Source organism: Flavobacteriales bacterium (assembly GCA_016779935.1).
GTDB lineage: Bacteria > Bacteroidota > Bacteroidia > Flavobacteriales > UBA7312.
Window position 1 is genome coordinate 1 of the sequence record JADHMQ010000007.1, and the last position, 15,572, is coordinate 15,572.

Consider the following 15,572-nt stretch of genomic DNA (forward strand, 5'->3'; position numbering starts at 1 on the left):
CTCAAGTCTGCACCACCGAAAGAGAGTCTTAAATCATCCGGCAAAAACATAAGCCCTGCTACGGCTAATGGAATTATAACCGATATAGCCACAATAAGTGGTATATAAAATTTATCGTTTTGATTCATCTTTATCCTTCTTCGCCAAATTGTACTCAGCCATTAACACCTTAATATCGTCAATAAGTAAATCTACCTCGTAATCGCTTGTTCCGTCATAGACTCCAATATTATTTCCATTATCGTCCTCTCGTGCTCTGATTCGACCCTCTTTATCAATAAGCACAAAATACTCTGAATGCAAGAAACCGCCCTCTGCAGTGCTGTCTTCCATTGCACTTACGAAATAGCTTTTGGCAATGCCATAAATGTCTTCTCGATTACCGGTTACAAAATTCCAATTGGATAAATCGGCTTCCATCTTCTGAGCATATTCAAGCAATACTTCTGGGGTATCGTATTCTGGGAAGACAGAGTGAGAAATGATTTTAAAATCAGAATAGTTTTCCATCTTTTGCTGTATGCGACGCATATTGTAAGTCATCACTGGGCAAATAGTTGGACAGGTAGTAAAGACAAAATTCGCTAAGTAGATACTCCCTTTGTAATCGTCTTGGCTTATAGCCTCTCCAAACTGATTGGTAAAACTAAATTCTGGGATATATTGGTGTTGTGATTCATCTTCTCCACCAACATAAGGCAGATGGGCAAAGTTATGATTGCCATAACTAAAGAAAATATAAATAGCCGATGGCAGTATGAGAATTAGGGCTGCTAATAAGCCTTTATACTTCTTCATTTCTTATAAGGTTCCGAAGATGTAGTGACCTTCTGTTAGTAAAATAAATACTAGGTAAGGAATCAATACAACTGCAGGTAATAAGATGGAAAGTTTTAATCCCTTCACCTCATGTCCTAAGTGCATGAATTCCATTACAATATAAGCTGCCTTAATGATAGTTAGAACAATAAAGATTAGGTTCAATAAGGTTGTTCCTAAAAATGAATTGTCAATCAATACTGCAGGCTTAATAATTCCTAAAATAACCTCAACAGCGGTAACGATAAGGAGTATCCAAAATACTCTCCAAATCCACCATGTTCCTGTTTGCTCTGACATAATATTATTTTTTATTGTTAGACTAAATAGAAGAATGTAAATACGAATACCCAAACTAAATCGACAAAGTGCCAATACAGTCCGACTTTTTCAATCATTTCATAATGTCCTCTTCTTTCGTATGTTCCTTTAATTACATTAACGAATATCACTATTAAAATTACCACTCCACTGAAAACGTGAAATCCGTGAAATCCAGTGATGAAGTAAAAGAAATTAGCGAATAACTGATGTCCATATTCATTACGGATTAAGTTTGCGCCTAATACTACTTCTGCATTATTCAAATACGCTTGTGCTGCGGCATCGCTTACTACGGATTTATCAGTTAATCGTATTCCTAAATCTGGGCGTTGAGCTAACGCTTCTTTTACATCTTCAATAGTAATGTTTACATCATCGGCATATGAGTCAACACCAACCAAATCGTAAATAGAGTAAAAGTGTTCGTCTTCATCTACTACATGAACTATCTCATGGTTTGGTAATTCTATTCCTCCTTTATCGCCGTGAATAAAGTGTCCCCACTCCCATGCTTGAGAGCCTAAAAAGGTAAATCCACCAATTATGGTTAGTAACATCCAAAGGGTTACTCCTTTTTTATCGTTTTTGTTTCCTGCATTTACAGCCAATACCATTGTTACGGAACTCATAATAAGTATGAAAGTCATAAGGGCAACGAACAATAATGGATGGTCGCCGTGTAAGAATGGGAAATGTGTAAATACGTCTTCAGCTACTGGCCATAGATGCGAGTACTTGAATCGCATAAAACCATATGCTGATAAAAATCCAGAGAAAGTAAGTGCATCTGAAACTAGGAAGAACCACATCATTAGCTTGCCGTAGCTCGCTACAAATGGTTTTTCTCCACCAGACCATGCTTCTTTTTCATTTTTAGTGATGTCTGTCATTTTTTCTAGGTTTGAAAAGTTTTGCAATATTAATGATTATATAGTAAAAACAGGAATAAATAAAGCCATAAAAAGTCAAGAAAGTGCCAAAAAATAGCACAAAGCTCAACTCCTAGATAATTATTGCTATTGTATGCTCCTTTTTTCGCTTTGTAAGTTGTTACTGCTAGGGCCAATAACCCGCCTCCTAAATGAAATAAATGCATAAGAGTAAGCACATATAAAAAAGAGCCTGACGCATTACTTCCTGGACCTGTAAAATATACACCGTTGGTATATAAAACTTGCCATGTTATGTACTGTGATAATGCAAAGGCCAATCCTAATACAAGGGTGTAATTGAAGCCTTTTTGTGCTTTTTCTAGCTCATCATTTTTTATGCTCTTCTTAGCCCAATTCATAGTCAAGCTGGAAAGGATTATGAAGACTGTACTCAGGTAAAACCATATTGGGAATTCGAAATCCAACCAATTACCTTCTGCTTTTCGCACTAAATAAGCACTGGTAAGACCGGCAAAAATCATTGCCATACTTATCATTGAAATCCATAATAACGGCTTAGCCGATTTCTTTTTTTGCTCTTCAAATGTTGTCATAATAGTTTATCAATAACATAGATTAATTGTAAAATAGGAAGGTAGAAGAATGAGGCAAACATCAGTTTTTTTGCGTCTTCGTCTTTTAAGGTTTTAAAAAGGATAAGGGATTTTGTAAAAAACCATAGTCCAAGCAATACCGCCAAAAGCAATGCCACAGTGGACATCTCTAATGCTCCTGTGAAACTGAATACTGGTAATATGGACAAGGGTATTAGAAAAAATGTATATATCATGGTTTTTGATGCTGTACCCTTATCTTTTCCACCAGGCAACATTTTGAATCCAGCTCTTGTATAGTCATCATCACAAACCCAAGCAATCGCCCAAAAGTGTGGAAATTGCCATATAAACTGTATGGCAAAAAGTATTCCTGCTTCAATGGAAAAGTCATTTGTAACTGCTACCCAACCCAACATAAATGGTATTGCTCCCGGAAAGGCTCCAACAAATACCGAAAATGAAGTCGTTCTTTTTAAAGGAGTATACGCTAAAACATATAGCAATACTGATAAGGCTCCAAAAAACCCGCAATACAAGTTTATCATGAATAAGAGGAGTACTCCAAAACCTCCCATAAAAACAGATAAGAAAAAAGCCTGATTGACTTTCATCCTACTTTTTGGTAACGGACGATCGGCAGTTCTCAGCATAAGCTTGTCCAAATCTTTTTCAATAATCTGATTGAAGCCGTTCGACGAAGCCACAACTAAAAAACCGCCAAGTATTAAACATAGCAAGTCGATAGAATTAAATGCTCCACCTGCTATAAAAAAGCCAGCAATGGCAGAAAAAACAACACTTGTTGTCAGTCTAATTTTTGAAAGTTGAAGAATGTCGCTTAAAGACATTTTATAAGTGGTTGATTTAATGTAACTTACGTATTATTTGAAAGGTTTTTTTCCAAAGTGTAAATTTACCACTTTTTCTATTTTCAAAGCCCTCTTAAAAGGATAAATATTATCAAATTTAGAAAAGGTCTAAAAATCGTAGTATATATTTCTTAAATCTGTTTTAAGTCCAAAAAATAAATATTGATTTTCCGTACTCATACTTAAATCTTCTGTATTTCTACTGGACACTCCTACCTCAAGCTTCAGATTGGTGATAGGGTTAATCAGATAACCCACTCTAAAATCTACAAATTGTAGGTCAGTAGTATTTCCTTGAGCCACTTCGTTTCCATAATCTTCTCTATTTTCATCATAAGAAACAAGAATATCACTTCCGTAGTTTCTGGAGTCACCATCAATTTGACCACCATGTTGAGCAACAACTACTTTTAAATCAGCAGTCCACCTATCCTTTCGGTACCTCAATATGCTTACATTCTCTATAAAGTTTGCTCCAAGAGGGTGAGCCAATGGCTGTGAATAATGTGCGTAGGATAAAATGGGACTTTTATGGCTAAATGTAAACGGTCTTGCTGAGTTTATCTCCGTTTGAAAACTTAAATTCTCATACCCAAATAAGTCAAAACATTTAAAGCCTATTTGCCCCCCAAATTTATTAGCCCAATAGCCATTTCTTGCTCTTAACTCAGACAAAGTGAATTCATCAAGAACTACTTGTCCATACAAATGAGATAAATCAGAAAGCTTGTATTTAAAGCCTAATCCCATAATAGCATTGCCTTGTCTAGAATAGGAAACCGAATATTCAACGGGTCTGTAGAATATTATTGGATTTAAGTAATTGATGTCAAAAACATTGCCTAAGCTATCTTCTCCCAATATGATAGACTCAAAGATATTTAATGTTAATCGACTGCCAATATTTGCACTCAAATAATGAGTCGCGTTAAATTTTTCACGACTGAGATCAGGGAAACCATTATGGGCGGTAGTCTCTGAATCCCAATCAATCTGTTGAAGGCTTGAAAAAAGGTTAACATACTTTACTTTCCAGATACTAGTAGTTATCTTAAAGTAAGGATAGTTGAAGGAGTTATCGGACAATAACATAGAGCGATAACCGTCGCCGAAGAAATGTTTACCATGACCTATTTCAAAGTTAAAATAGTCATTCGCATCATAATTTACATAGGCTTGGGAAAAATAAAAATCTAAATCGGAATTGGGAACAGAATTATTTTTTTTTGCCATTCCCTGGCCAGGAACCACCCTGTCGTGAGTCAGCATATAATCGTAGATATAATCAGATACATTCATCTGATTTTCATAAAAAGAGGAGTTAAAACGTACTTTATCACCTATTCTACCTTTAAGCTCAATTCCTCGAGTATTCACATATCTGTTTTCATCATCAGCACCAATTTCTAGATGTAAAAGGGGGTTTACATAAAAGTCGTAATTTTTTGATTTTACAAAAAATAAATTATCATTCAAAAAATTGTGGAGATAGGTTTTTTTTGTTTCAATAGGGAAAATTGAACTATAATACGAGGTATCATTCAAGGATAATTTAAAAGGTTTAATAGATGTATGTTCCGAAATTCCAATAGCATGCGAATCTTTCTCAAAATTGGCATAATAGGCATGACTCAAAGGGGTATTAAACTGAGCAAATGAAGCCTTAAATATCAAGAGAAAAATAAATTGAAAGAGTATCCTTTTCATATTTAAACAAAGGTAATTAAAAGATTAAGACAGTAAACTTTTGTACGAGGCTGCTATTTGATTCCACGAAAAACTAGAGTTCATTGTTTCAAGCGCTGACTTTGAATAAGTATTTATTGACTTCTTGCCGTCGAAAAGACTATTAATCTTGTCGGCTAAATCGTCGATACTAAGTGATTCAAAAAGCAATCCATTTTTATTATGCTCTACGACTTCTTCAAAAGGAGTAATGTTGGAGGCTACTACCGGTAACCCATAGGACATCGCCATAAGTAGAACTCCACTCTGAAAAATTATTTCGTAGGGTAAAATCATAGCATCCACCGCTTTAAAATACAATTCTCTTCTAGCGTCAGAAATATAATTTATGTCCAAAATTAAGCGTTGGCTTATATTAAGCTCATCAATGATTTTTTGATACTTTTCAAAATTTTCTTTTCCTGTATCGCCTGCAATTATCAAACGAACATTCGGATTAACTTTTGGAATAGCTCTTAACAAAACATCAAGTCGTTTAGTGGGTTTAAATCTACCAAAGAAAAGGATATATGGGGAATCAGCGTCTAGTTTTAATTCCTTTCGAGCAATCGTTTTGGTAATGTTAGAATCTGGTAAATCTGTAAATCCTCCATGTTTTATTATGCGAATTTTAGAATGCACTTTAGGAGATATTAAAGGGAGTAAATTTTTCCTAGAATAGTCGTTGTGTACTATTATATGCTCTGACCAATGGTTGTATATTAATCGGTGATACAGACTATTGTCTTGATTCGTGAAAGATGAAACATCATGAGAAATGGTAATGATTTTAAAACCAAAAAACTTACTTATCAAATACGTAAAAAAGGCCATATTATGCGTAGAAAACACATGTACTATAAGCTCTTTTACGCCTTGTCTTTTACAATCTAAACAAGACAAAACCATTCCCTTCAAGAAGTTAAATGTTTGATGAATTTTTGACGAAAAGAACGTTCCAAAAAACACTTTTGCAACTATAGATTTTGAACGGTACTCAAAGTTAGAGTAAATAAAAGTCTGAACATTTATATTGTCTAGGGCTTGGCATAAATATGTATCATAATGATTCATGCCACTTTTTATCCCAACAGGATCTATTATGGCTACTCTTTTTTCCATCTACTTAAATCTACTTCTAACATGGACTCTATTTTTTCAATGTCAGTTAGGTAATGTAATCTTATTTTTGATTTTAGTTCATCTGAAAATACAGGCTTGCTTTTTTTAAGAAAAACTGCTTTTCTCAGACGATCTAGGTTCTTTTTTGAAAGTAAAAACTTAACGGATTTTCTTACCCAATTGTACTTGTAAAGAAAAGAGATGATTGTAGACGATGGGGATAAGAAAGGGTTTTGAACAGTAAAGTCTGTATCCAATTTTTCAATTTCTAAAAAGTCCACAAGCTCTTCCATAACTTGAGCAGTATTATTTTTAAAATCAGAATAAAAAATGATTTTCACTTTATCTTTTCCAAAAGTAGAAAGATAACGTTCAAGCTGAGCATGATATAAACCCAACTCTATGAACTGCTGAAAAAATTTTGGATATTTTTCTTTGTTTGAAATAATATCTTCAAAACTCACATTACAAAACCCTAACCGACAATCCATAAGGTAATGAGATAACGCCCTTTCGACTGGGCTTCTTAGCATAATGATGATTTTAGCATTCTTATTGTAATCATAAATACGCTTTGGAACATCTTCATAGAAAAGGTAAGACACACTGGCCTCACCCATTATCTTTTTATCTTCAGCAAATAGATTATGATAGTTTTTTGTGCTTTCAATTGACTTAGAATTGTAATATAAGGAGGAGACTTCTTTTGATGAAAAAAAGTTAGGCTCTTTGACTGTACTCATGCTTACTTTAGCATGTTTACTTAAATAAAAATGAAGAGAGGTTGTTCCTGCTTTTGGAGCGCCAACTATAAATGTATTTACCTTCATCATTACATTTTTAATCCTTTAAAATATGAGGACTGAATTAATTTAAAGGTGCTCCATTTTTTTTCAAAATTAACGCTGAAAAAAAACCTTAAAGTCACATAAAACCATAATTGAATAAGGTATATAATTGAAAAGCGTGATTCATTTTTTTTCAAAAAGTATACATGATTTTTGCAGTTTTGTTTAATGAAAAAATCACTGTAATAATTTGAGCCCTTTGAACTTCTGGACTTTGTTAGGCTTCCAATTTTATGAAAAAACTCCACATTATGCATATATCTTATCTCATGTCTATCATCAAGCTTAAGTCTGTAAAAAAAGTCAGAGTCATCAAAATAAACGAAATATTTTTCATCCATATACCCAATATCCTCAAAGACTTTTTTGTGAATTAACACACAACATGAAGGTGCATAGTCAACAATATCGTCTTCATTATACTGCTGAGTATCAACTTCTCCTTGACCTCTGTGATAATTCAATAAGGCTTTATTCTTATTATAAAATCCGCCCGCATACCAAATTTTGTTGGGAGGGGAAAAATAATTCATCTTAGGAACCACTACACTTGAACCATACTTTCTTTGAGTGTTCAGTAATTTAGACAGTAAGCTAGATTCAAAGACTGTATCGTTATTAAGTAAAAGGACAAAATCACAATCGTTTTCAATAGCTAACTTTATGCCTTGATTATTACCTGTTGCTATACCTAAATTTTGCTTGTTTTCAACGAGTATTTTATTAGTAAAGTTCCATGAATTAATGTTGTCTACCGATTTGTCTGATGAAGCATTGTCAATAAAAAAAAGAAGAAAATTTTTATATTCTTGTTGCTGAATTGAGTTGAAAAAATCGGCTAAGACATGTTCACTGTTATACGTAACGGTTACAATTCCTATTTTCATTTCATCAAGCCTTTTTTCTTCATTTCGTTGATAGATTTCTCATAATCATCAGATTGAACATCTTGTTGCTTTACCCAATCAACAAAGTTTCGCAGACCCACATCGAATGATGTTTTAGGAATGAAACCTAACACTTCTTCTACCTTTTCTATATTCGCTTTATTATGACGAATATCACCTATTCTATAATCTCCAGAAACATTGACCTCAACATCTGAGTCATAAAGCTTTTTCAGGCTGTCGGCTAGATGCTTTACTGTCGTTGAAACTCCAGAGCCAACATTTAATGCGATATTGTTTTTAATATCCATTTGAATTGCTAATACAGTAGCGTTTATCACATCATCTATATACACGAAGTCCCTACTCTCATTACCGTCTTCAAAAACGTTAATTGGGTTATTATTAAGTATTCGAGTTGAAAAAATTGATAGTATGCCTGTATAGGGATTAGTTAACGATTGACCTGGACCATAAACATTCTGATACCTTAGAGCTACAGCCGAAATACTCAAACTCTCACAGCTCATTAACACCATTTGCTCTTGGCTGCTTTTTGTTATGCCATAAATTGATTCAGGGTGAATTTTAGAGCTTTCATCAGTAGGGATAAGGTCTAATGGTCCACCACAAAAATTACAAAAACACTCAAATTTTCCGTTTTCTAAATGACCTTGACTTCTTTTTTCTGGAAAAACTTCTCCATGTTTTTCACAACGGTATTTTCCTTCTCCATAGATAGCTCTTGATGAAGCAACTATCACTTTTTTTATGGTGTGTTGGGAGTTTGCCAAAACATCGAGCATTTTGGCTGTTCCACCACAATTGACCTCAACATATTTGTCTATTTGATACATAGACTGGCCTGTGCCTGTTTCGGCTGCCAAGTGTACTATGATGTCATTTCCATCAATGGCTTTTTGCCAATCATCAAGGCTGCGTACATCACCGTGAATAAAGTGGACTTTCCCTTTTATGGAGGTGTATAAAAAAGACTCTTCAGGTTTATCTGAATGAATCTGTTTTGAAAGATTATCCATTACAGTTACTTCGTACCCTTGCTCAACCAAGTACAAACTTAGTCTTGAGCCAATAAAGCCTGCTCCTCCCGTAATTAATATTCTTTCCATCTAAATTGTTCAAAAAAATGTATCGTTCCAGACATCACAAAGGTTAAGAAAAATGGCCTAAGTAATAGTGGCTCTGACATCAAAGAAATTACTATAAATATAAAAAACCATAATCGTTTTTCCAAAAATAACTGCTGATTGTAAAGCATATAGAACACCACAAAGAAAAATGGAATTCCTGCTGCAGCTAAAAAAAAGGTTACCGAATTTGTCGATCCTTTTTTTCTGTTCGTAAAATCAACAGCATCAAGGTTTAAAGAATATGATGTGCTTTGCCGGGTGCTAACATATTGCTCCTCATCTAATCCCACTCCAGTTAGCGGACTATCTGCTAGTATATATAAAGGTTGAACTAAATCAAATAATCTCGCTTGAAAAGAAACTTTTCCATCTCCAGATATTTTATTTTGCACATTTGCAGCAGTAATTAAATAGACCACGCCAATAAGTCCAAAAACAATAGCAGATATAAATATGTTTTGTTTGAAAGTGTTAAAGAAATATAAAATCAATTGAACCAACATCACTACAAAACCTGTAGTAGAAAAAGTGCTGACAATTGAAAATATAGAAAGCCAAAAAACTAATCCTCTTTTTTTCATTATAAATGCCTCAATAAATAATAAAAGGTTCATAAAGATTTGCAATATGCCTGGCTCCCAAAAGATTCCTTGGTTTCGAGCCATTTCAAATGCAGAAAATTTGATAAGATGTGTTTCTCCTAAATAATAAAACAAGTAATTATAGGTCAGACAATCATACCTTTCATTACTAATTTCAGTCAAGTTAAGTTCAATGTATGGGTATATAAAGAAGTTGATTAGGCTATGAACTAACACAATCTTTAATAAGATACGTAAATGAGAAATGAATTTATTTTTATTTTCTTCTCTGGAATAATATAGTGCCGAAAAAATTGAAGTCGTAAATATTAAAATATTTGCTAATAATTTTTGGATAGACTGCTTTTCAACGGCAAAATAGTAGTTTACAGTTAGAAGTAGTGAAAATAGAGCAAACAACTGAAAAAATCTGACGAGCTCATTTTTATATAAACCTCTAATAAAAAATATAATTAAGAATAAAAAGAATATTACAAAAAGCAATTCTTTTCTAAAAAATACATAGCCAATAGTTCCTGCTGAAAATAAAAGTAATAGCATTGGGAACCAGTTGAAATTATATTTTTTTAAATCAATTTCCATTTGCTACACCTCAATCCAACAGTTAGTAGTGTAATCAAACTTCTTTATCACTTTTGCCGGAGTACCTACAGCCATTGAATAGTCAGGGATGTCTTTTGTAACCACTGAATTTGCTCCTATAATACACTGTTTGCCTATATGAGAAGACAGCACACATACATTTTCTCCTAACCAGGACCCTTGACCTATGAGCACTTCTTTTTTGAACCCAACACCTTGGTCTTTATAGGGTTTGTTTCCATTTTCAAAATGATGATAATTATCAGCCAAATAAACATTATCGCTTATCAATACATCGCTAGAAATATGAACTCCTTTTATTGCAACAATATGCACATTTCTTCCAATATAAGTTTTGGAGCCAATACTTAATTTTTCATTTGTTGAAGCGTCATCATCAAGAGCAAGAAGCCATGAGTTAGGCTTTATATAAACCTCCGATTCTATGGATATGTATTTAGCCCCATTAACACTAAATGGCATACATAAAATCGATTTTCTACCCATTTTTTTAAACGAGCTTCGATAAAGCTCAGTAAATGCTTTATCATAAATCTTTTTTAAAAAATTATGAATCCTTTCCATTGTTCAGCCAGTTGACATTGTGTAAAGGTAATATCTCTTTTAATTTATTCATATCATCCAAGAAAAAAGATTCTAATTTCAATCTAATAGCATCATCCATTTCCTTCTTTGATTTTGTTAAGTTCTTTCGCATAATTAACTCTCTCATAAGTTTAGTCTTGTCTTGTCCAAAAAGGCTGTAAAACACTTTTTTAAGAACTTTAACATTTGAAAAATACTGCAATAGAGAGTTTAGCCATTGCCTTTTAGGAACTCCTGTACTCTTCTTATTTACCATAAAATTAGAAGGCACAAAAGACGGGTCTACTTCTAAAAACTCAAAGATATCTGAAAGTGTTCCGTTAATATCCTTTATGAAGTTTTCAAAAAATAAAACCTTAACCTCCTTGAATTCCTTTTGATATGCACCGACATGTTTGGAATACAAACTTAGGTGTTTATAGTACCAAAAGGAATTAAATTTTTTCTCTAAACGTTGCTCTTCTTCATCAATAGCCTTATCAAAACTTAAATTTTCAAATGTTGACAAATTGTGCTGATAATTCGAATACGATCTTTCGACAGGGTTTCTTAATAAGATTAATATTTTCGGCTCATTCTGTAATGCTTTAATTTTTGGAATAACCTCGTCATGATGAAATAAATACTGAGTGCTTGAGTCGCATAAAATCTTTTCAGTCTTGCCTTTATATAAGTCAAAATATTCTTTTTCATCTAAAACAGAACTTCTAAGAAGGTAGGGTTTTATAGGATCCTCATCAGATACTTCGAGAATCGAGTCTTTAATAAAATAACGAGGCTCTTTCTCTGGAATACATATATCTGGGTGTTGCTTCAAATAATGGTAAAGGGAAGTTGTCCCAGACTTTGGAGCTCCAACAATAAAAAAATTAGGACACTTTATCATCTAATCCAAGGTATATATATGGTGTAAAAACCAAATTTCTTTTTAATGTAAATTATCATTGATGCATTCCAAAATATTCCTGAAACTGCACTTGCTATGGCTGCCCCACCAATACCATAAATGGGTATGAGCAAATAATTTAATACTACGTTAATTATTGCTGCTAAGATAAGTATGTTTTGAAATACTTTTTGCTTACCAACCATTTGAAGAAATGTACCTACAGAACCAGAAATAGCACTAAACATTTTGCCTATGGATAATATCACTAAAGTGTATGATGCTACTTTGAATTCATCGCCAAACATACTCAAAATGAATTCAGGAAAGAGCAATAATACAATTAGCACAGGTATGCTCAACCAAAAAATTGTTTTAGTTGATTGTTGGACAATCTTTTTTAGCCCATCTATATCTCCAGAGGAATGAATTTCAGAAAATTTTGGTGCAGCAATACTATTAACTGCCATCAGTCCCATATAAGACAACATCGATAATTTCAGGGCGACATTATATATGCCTACTTGTGCTGACCCACTCATATTTGCTAGCATAAACAAATCTACTTTTCCCATAATAATCATCATAGATTGTCCTAGTAATAGTGGAAAAGAAGTAGTGAGTAATTCGTTAGTCGATAAGGCAGCTTCATTATCTGAATCTTCTACTTTAACTTTTGCCTTATGATTAAACCACAAAAAGTAAGAAAATAGGGTAAGAATGAATACACTTGAAACATAAGCGTAAATCGGCAACATATCCGATGCGCTAAATATTGAAAATATTACTAGAAAAATGAACACCCCTAAGGTTATGGCTACATTATTTAAAAATGAATACGATATCATTTTTTTCAATCCACGTATAGCCTGAACATTCATATAAAACAAAACCAAAGGAATAAAGGAAAACGAAACTATCAATAAATAATCCCTATTCAGATTCATAAAGTCTGCAATTTCGACTGAGAAAAACAATAAAAGTAGGGTGAAGAAAATAGCTGAAAAAGTTACTAAAGCAACCGATTTGAAATACAACTGATTAATTAATTTTAAAGAACCCTTTTTGGCATATTTTGAAACAAACCTAACTAGAGATGTGTCGATTCCTAAACGGGAAATTATACTAAGTATTTCTACAACTAATAAAGCCGTTACATACTGACCAAAAACAAAGGCTCCATACTTATTAGAAATATAAATCGCAAAACCATAACCTACGATAAGGCCAAATAATTTTATTATCAAAGTACTAGAAGCCCCTTTCAGCAATTCCATAAGATGGATGTCATCGTATAAATTTGTTAGATATGTTCTAATTTTATTCAATGATAAAAGTTGAATTACTAGTAGTCAGAATTGCTCTCTAAGCCTTTTAAAATCTTGAGTGCTGAAGAGGTCCCAAGTCGCTTAACCCCTAAGTTAATCATACGGATGGAATCTTCTATATTTCGTATTCCACCTGATGCTTTTACTGGCAAAGGGAAAGAATTTTTTATCATAGTTTTAATTCCTTCAAGTGTTGCTCCACTTGGACTTCCGTCAGTAGTTTTAAAAAATCCAGTTGAAGATTTAACAAATACATCATTTGCTTTTTGGCTACCAAAATTTTCAATAACAGTATTCTTTATAAGAGTGCAAATTGATGATAATTCATCAATTGTAAGGGCTGCCGATTCAACAATCCATTTCGTAATTTTTCCATTTTCAAGACATAAAGAAGTACACTTTATAACCTCCTCAGTAACTTCAGAAATATTACTTTTTTTAAAACTGGAATAGTTGATGACTATATCAATTTCATCTGCACCCAAATCAATGGCTGATTGTATCTCTTCAAGCTTTTGACGGCATGAAGAATTGCCGAACGGAAAATCAATGACTGTGCCTACAAGTAATTTACTTTCGTTAGCTGATATCAACTTTCTAGCTAATGAAATATATTGCTGCCGTATCATAACAAGTTTGAATTTATACTCAATAGCTTCGTTAATTACAGAAGTGATATTGACTATATTTTCTTCTTCTGAAATCTGTTGTTGTTCGGAAGTTTTAAGATAGGTGGAATCGAAAAAATCGGTAATAGGTTCAGTCATAAATGCTCTGAATTGGTAAAGATTATAAAGGTACTTTTTTTTATGGGAACTAAAAAAGGCTTGTCGAAATTGACAAGCCTCTTTAAAATTATTATTAAAACTTAGTTTAGTCTAAAACTAATTGGAACATTATACTGCACCTTTACAGGTTTTCCTCTTTGCTTTCCTGGTCTAAACTTGGGCAGACTTTTAACAACTCTTACTGCTTCAGCATCTAAGTATTTATCTACTCCTCTAAGTATTTTTACATTTGTTACTGAACCCGTTTTATCTACTACAAAACTAACAAATACTCTACCAGTGATATTGTTTTCCTTAGCAATTGGCGGGTATTTTGTTTTTCTAGCGATGAATTGCATTATTTTTGTTTGAGTACAGGTTTCATCCGAACATCCTTCAAAACGAGGCATATCCTCAACTACCATAAAGATTTCATCAGTAGTTTCTTCTTCTTCCTCAATAACCTCTAAATCTTCATCCGACTCTGTTTCGTCAATTATCGTTTCTTCTATTTCCTCTTCGTTTTCAACGATAACGATTTCATCAGGTGGTGGTGGTGGTGGTGGTGGTGGTTTTTCTTCTCTAAAGGTGTTCTCGATTTCTTCTTCGAAATCAGCCTCTAAAATTAAATCTCCAAGAGAAGAAACTACTTTTTCATAAGTTCTGTATTCAAAAGCACCAAGAACTATCAAAAGAGAAAGAGCCAAGCCTATTTGCATAAATAAGCCTCTTTTTTTCTCTAAATCGACTTTAGGATTTTTCTTTGGGTCCATATTCAATAAATGTTACAAAACAAATTTAAACTTTTTTACAAGAAGTGGTAGAGGATAAAAAAGGAATTTTACGAAAAAGTATAAGGCCTATCAAAATTCCACAAATATCAGCCAACCAATCAAAGACATCCATGCTTCTATTTTCAAAAAAATAGCCTTGAGAATATTCTAAGGCAAATCCATAGATGACTAAACCAACAATTATATAACGAAATGAAGGCGGTTCATATTGCCTTTTTTCTGCATTAGCTAATAAGACAAAAGCAAGAATAAACATTGTAGCATGAACTACTTTGTCAATATGTAATCCATCTAAAAAATCAAATTTTGAGATGTCGTCACCTGGAATTGCGTGTAGTATCGCTATTAACACTAACCATGATATAGCGAGAGTGTAACGCATTAATGAATCAGGTCCTTGTAATCTTCAGCAGATAATAAACCGTCTAATTCTGATGTGTCCGAAAGCTTTATTCGAATCATCCAGCCTTCACCATAAGGGTCTGAATTTACGGTTTCTGGAGCATCTTCCAAATCAGAATTGAAAGTCATTATTTCTCCAGAAAGTGGCATGAATAAATCTGATACGGTCTTTACGGCCTCTACTGTTCCAAAAACTTCTTCTTTATCAATAGTTTCGCCTTCAGTTTCAATTTCAACGAATACGATATCGCCCAATTCACTTTGAGCAAAATCCGTAATTCCTACCACTGCTTCATCGCCTTCGATTCTTACCCACTCGTGGTCTTTAGTATATTTTAATTCAGTTGGGATATTCATAATTAGTAAATTTT

Annotated in this window: 18 protein-coding genes; all 18 read right to left on the reverse strand. The window is 33.3% G+C overall.

The features are described 5' to 3' along the window. Positions 1–111: 111 nt before the first annotated feature. Entirely contained in the window at positions 112–798 is a 687-nt protein-coding gene (locus ISP73_04815; protein ID MBL6657908.1) for an SCO family protein, read from the reverse strand. A gap of 3 nt (positions 799–801) precedes the next feature. Further along, positions 802–1,119, reverse strand: a complete 318-nt coding sequence (locus tag ISP73_04820; protein ID MBL6657909.1) for a cytochrome C oxidase subunit IV family protein — start codon at positions 1,117–1,119, stop codon at positions 802–804. Between the two features lie 17 nt (positions 1,120–1,136). Then, positions 1,137–2,033 carry a cytochrome c oxidase subunit 3 gene (locus ISP73_04825; protein ID MBL6657910.1) on the reverse strand — a complete coding sequence of 299 codons (897 nt, stop codon included), beginning with the start codon at positions 2,031–2,033 and terminating at the stop codon, positions 1,137–1,139. A 29-nt stretch (positions 2,034–2,062) separates the two neighbouring features. Further along, a complete protein-coding gene (locus ISP73_04830; GenBank protein ID MBL6657911.1) occupies positions 2,063–2,629 on the reverse strand; it encodes a cytochrome c oxidase subunit 3 in 567 nt (188 codons plus the stop codon). Beyond that, positions 2,626–3,480 carry a protoheme IX farnesyltransferase gene (gene cyoE / locus ISP73_04835; GenBank protein ID MBL6657912.1) on the reverse strand — a complete coding sequence of 285 codons (855 nt, stop codon included), beginning with the start codon at positions 3,478–3,480 and terminating at the stop codon, positions 2,626–2,628. The genes ISP73_04830 and cyoE overlap by 4 nt, the downstream gene beginning before the upstream one ends. Before the next feature lie 129 nt (positions 3,481–3,609). Beyond that, positions 3,610–5,208, reverse strand: a complete 1,599-nt coding sequence (locus tag ISP73_04840; GenBank protein ID MBL6657913.1) for a hypothetical protein — start codon at positions 5,206–5,208, stop codon at positions 3,610–3,612. A gap of 24 nt (positions 5,209–5,232) precedes the next feature. Continuing rightward, on the reverse strand, positions 5,233–6,348 hold the full coding sequence (locus tag ISP73_04845; GenBank protein MBL6657914.1) for a glycosyltransferase family 4 protein: 1,116 nt from the start codon (positions 6,346–6,348) through the stop codon (positions 5,233–5,235). After that, complete coding sequence (locus ISP73_04850; protein ID MBL6657915.1) at positions 6,333–7,181, reverse strand: sulfotransferase; 849 nt, start codon at positions 7,179–7,181, stop codon at positions 6,333–6,335. The genes ISP73_04845 and ISP73_04850 overlap by 16 nt, the downstream gene beginning before the upstream one ends. Continuing rightward, positions 7,181–8,083: a glycosyltransferase family 2 protein gene (locus ISP73_04855; GenBank protein MBL6657916.1), complete on the reverse strand. Its 903-nt coding sequence runs from the start codon at positions 8,081–8,083 to the stop codon at positions 7,181–7,183. The genes ISP73_04850 and ISP73_04855 overlap by 1 nt, the downstream gene beginning before the upstream one ends. Next, complete coding sequence (locus ISP73_04860; protein ID MBL6657917.1) at positions 8,080–9,213, reverse strand: NAD-dependent epimerase/dehydratase family protein; 1,134 nt, start codon at positions 9,211–9,213, stop codon at positions 8,080–8,082. The genes ISP73_04855 and ISP73_04860 overlap by 4 nt, the downstream gene beginning before the upstream one ends. After that, positions 9,198–10,418 carry a hypothetical protein gene (locus ISP73_04865; GenBank protein MBL6657918.1) on the reverse strand — a complete coding sequence of 407 codons (1,221 nt, stop codon included), beginning with the start codon at positions 10,416–10,418 and terminating at the stop codon, positions 9,198–9,200. The genes ISP73_04860 and ISP73_04865 overlap by 16 nt, the downstream gene beginning before the upstream one ends. A 3-nt stretch (positions 10,419–10,421) precedes the next feature. After that, positions 10,422–11,003 (reverse strand): acyltransferase, encoded by a 582-nt coding sequence (locus ISP73_04870; protein ID MBL6657919.1) that lies wholly within the window; start codon positions 11,001–11,003, stop codon positions 10,422–10,424. Further along, positions 10,987–11,910, reverse strand: a complete 924-nt coding sequence (locus tag ISP73_04875; protein MBL6657920.1) for a sulfotransferase — start codon at positions 11,908–11,910, stop codon at positions 10,987–10,989. The genes ISP73_04870 and ISP73_04875 overlap by 17 nt, the downstream gene beginning before the upstream one ends. Next, entirely contained in the window at positions 11,907–13,238 is a 1,332-nt protein-coding gene (locus ISP73_04880; GenBank protein MBL6657921.1) for a flippase, read from the reverse strand. The genes ISP73_04875 and ISP73_04880 overlap by 4 nt, the downstream gene beginning before the upstream one ends. Before the next feature lie 17 nt (positions 13,239–13,255). After that, on the reverse strand, positions 13,256–14,005 hold the full coding sequence (deoC, locus tag ISP73_04885; protein ID MBL6657922.1) for a deoxyribose-phosphate aldolase: 750 nt from the start codon (positions 14,003–14,005) through the stop codon (positions 13,256–13,258). A gap of 101 nt (positions 14,006–14,106) precedes the next feature. After that, positions 14,107–14,778 carry an energy transducer TonB gene (locus ISP73_04890; protein ID MBL6657923.1) on the reverse strand — a complete coding sequence of 224 codons (672 nt, stop codon included), beginning with the start codon at positions 14,776–14,778 and terminating at the stop codon, positions 14,107–14,109. 25 nt (positions 14,779–14,803) lie between these two features. Then, positions 14,804–15,181, reverse strand: coding sequence for a VanZ family protein (gene vanZ / locus ISP73_04895; GenBank protein ID MBL6657924.1), 378 nt, complete (start codon positions 15,179–15,181; stop codon positions 14,804–14,806). Then, positions 15,181–15,558, reverse strand: a complete 378-nt coding sequence (gcvH, locus tag ISP73_04900) for a glycine cleavage system protein GcvH (GenBank protein MBL6657925.1) — start codon at positions 15,556–15,558, stop codon at positions 15,181–15,183. Before gcvH ends, vanZ begins: the two co-directional genes overlap by 1 nt. Positions 15,559–15,572: the final 14 nt, after the last annotated feature.

What these genes read in the sequence shown, in the direction of transcription:
- ISP73_04815 (MBL6657908.1), bottom strand. Translation starts at nt 798, where the DNA reads ATGAAGAAGTATAAAGGCTTATTAGCAGCCCTAATTCTCATACTGCCA.
- ISP73_04820 (MBL6657909.1), bottom strand. Translation starts at nt 1,119, where the DNA reads ATGTCAGAGCAAACAGGAACATGGTGGATTTGGAGAGTATTTTGGATA.
- ISP73_04825 (MBL6657910.1), bottom strand. Translation starts at nt 2,033, where the DNA reads ATGACAGACATCACTAAAAATGAAAAAGAAGCATGGTCTGGTGGAGAA.
- ISP73_04830 (MBL6657911.1), bottom strand. Translation starts at nt 2,629, where the DNA reads ATGACAACATTTGAAGAGCAAAAAAAGAAATCGGCTAAGCCGTTATTA.
- cyoE (MBL6657912.1), bottom strand. Translation starts at nt 3,480, where the DNA reads ATGTCTTTAAGCGACATTCTTCAACTTTCAAAAATTAGACTGACAACA.
- ISP73_04840 (MBL6657913.1), bottom strand. Translation starts at nt 5,208, where the DNA reads ATGAAAAGGATACTCTTTCAATTTATTTTTCTCTTGATATTTAAGGCT.
- ISP73_04845 (MBL6657914.1), bottom strand. Translation starts at nt 6,348, where the DNA reads ATGGAAAAAAGAGTAGCCATAATAGATCCTGTTGGGATAAAAAGTGGC.
- ISP73_04850 (MBL6657915.1), bottom strand. Translation starts at nt 7,181, where the DNA reads ATGATGAAGGTAAATACATTTATAGTTGGCGCTCCAAAAGCAGGAACA.
- ISP73_04855 (MBL6657916.1), bottom strand. Translation starts at nt 8,083, where the DNA reads ATGAAAATAGGAATTGTAACCGTTACGTATAACAGTGAACATGTCTTA.
- ISP73_04860 (MBL6657917.1), bottom strand. Translation starts at nt 9,213, where the DNA reads ATGGAAAGAATATTAATTACGGGAGGAGCAGGCTTTATTGGCTCAAGA.
- ISP73_04865 (MBL6657918.1), bottom strand. Translation starts at nt 10,418, where the DNA reads ATGGAAATTGATTTAAAAAAATATAATTTCAACTGGTTCCCAATGCTA.
- ISP73_04870 (MBL6657919.1), bottom strand. Translation starts at nt 11,003, where the DNA reads ATGGAAAGGATTCATAATTTTTTAAAAAAGATTTATGATAAAGCATTT.
- ISP73_04875 (MBL6657920.1), bottom strand. Translation starts at nt 11,910, where the DNA reads ATGATAAAGTGTCCTAATTTTTTTATTGTTGGAGCTCCAAAGTCTGGG.
- deoC (MBL6657922.1), bottom strand. Translation starts at nt 14,005, where the DNA reads ATGACTGAACCTATTACCGATTTTTTCGATTCCACCTATCTTAAAACT.
- ISP73_04890 (MBL6657923.1), bottom strand. Translation starts at nt 14,778, where the DNA reads ATGGACCCAAAGAAAAATCCTAAAGTCGATTTAGAGAAAAAAAGAGGC.
- vanZ (MBL6657924.1), bottom strand. Translation starts at nt 15,181, where the DNA reads ATGCGTTACACTCTCGCTATATCATGGTTAGTGTTAATAGCGATACTA.
- gcvH (MBL6657925.1), bottom strand. Translation starts at nt 15,558, where the DNA reads ATGAATATCCCAACTGAATTAAAATATACTAAAGACCACGAGTGGGTA.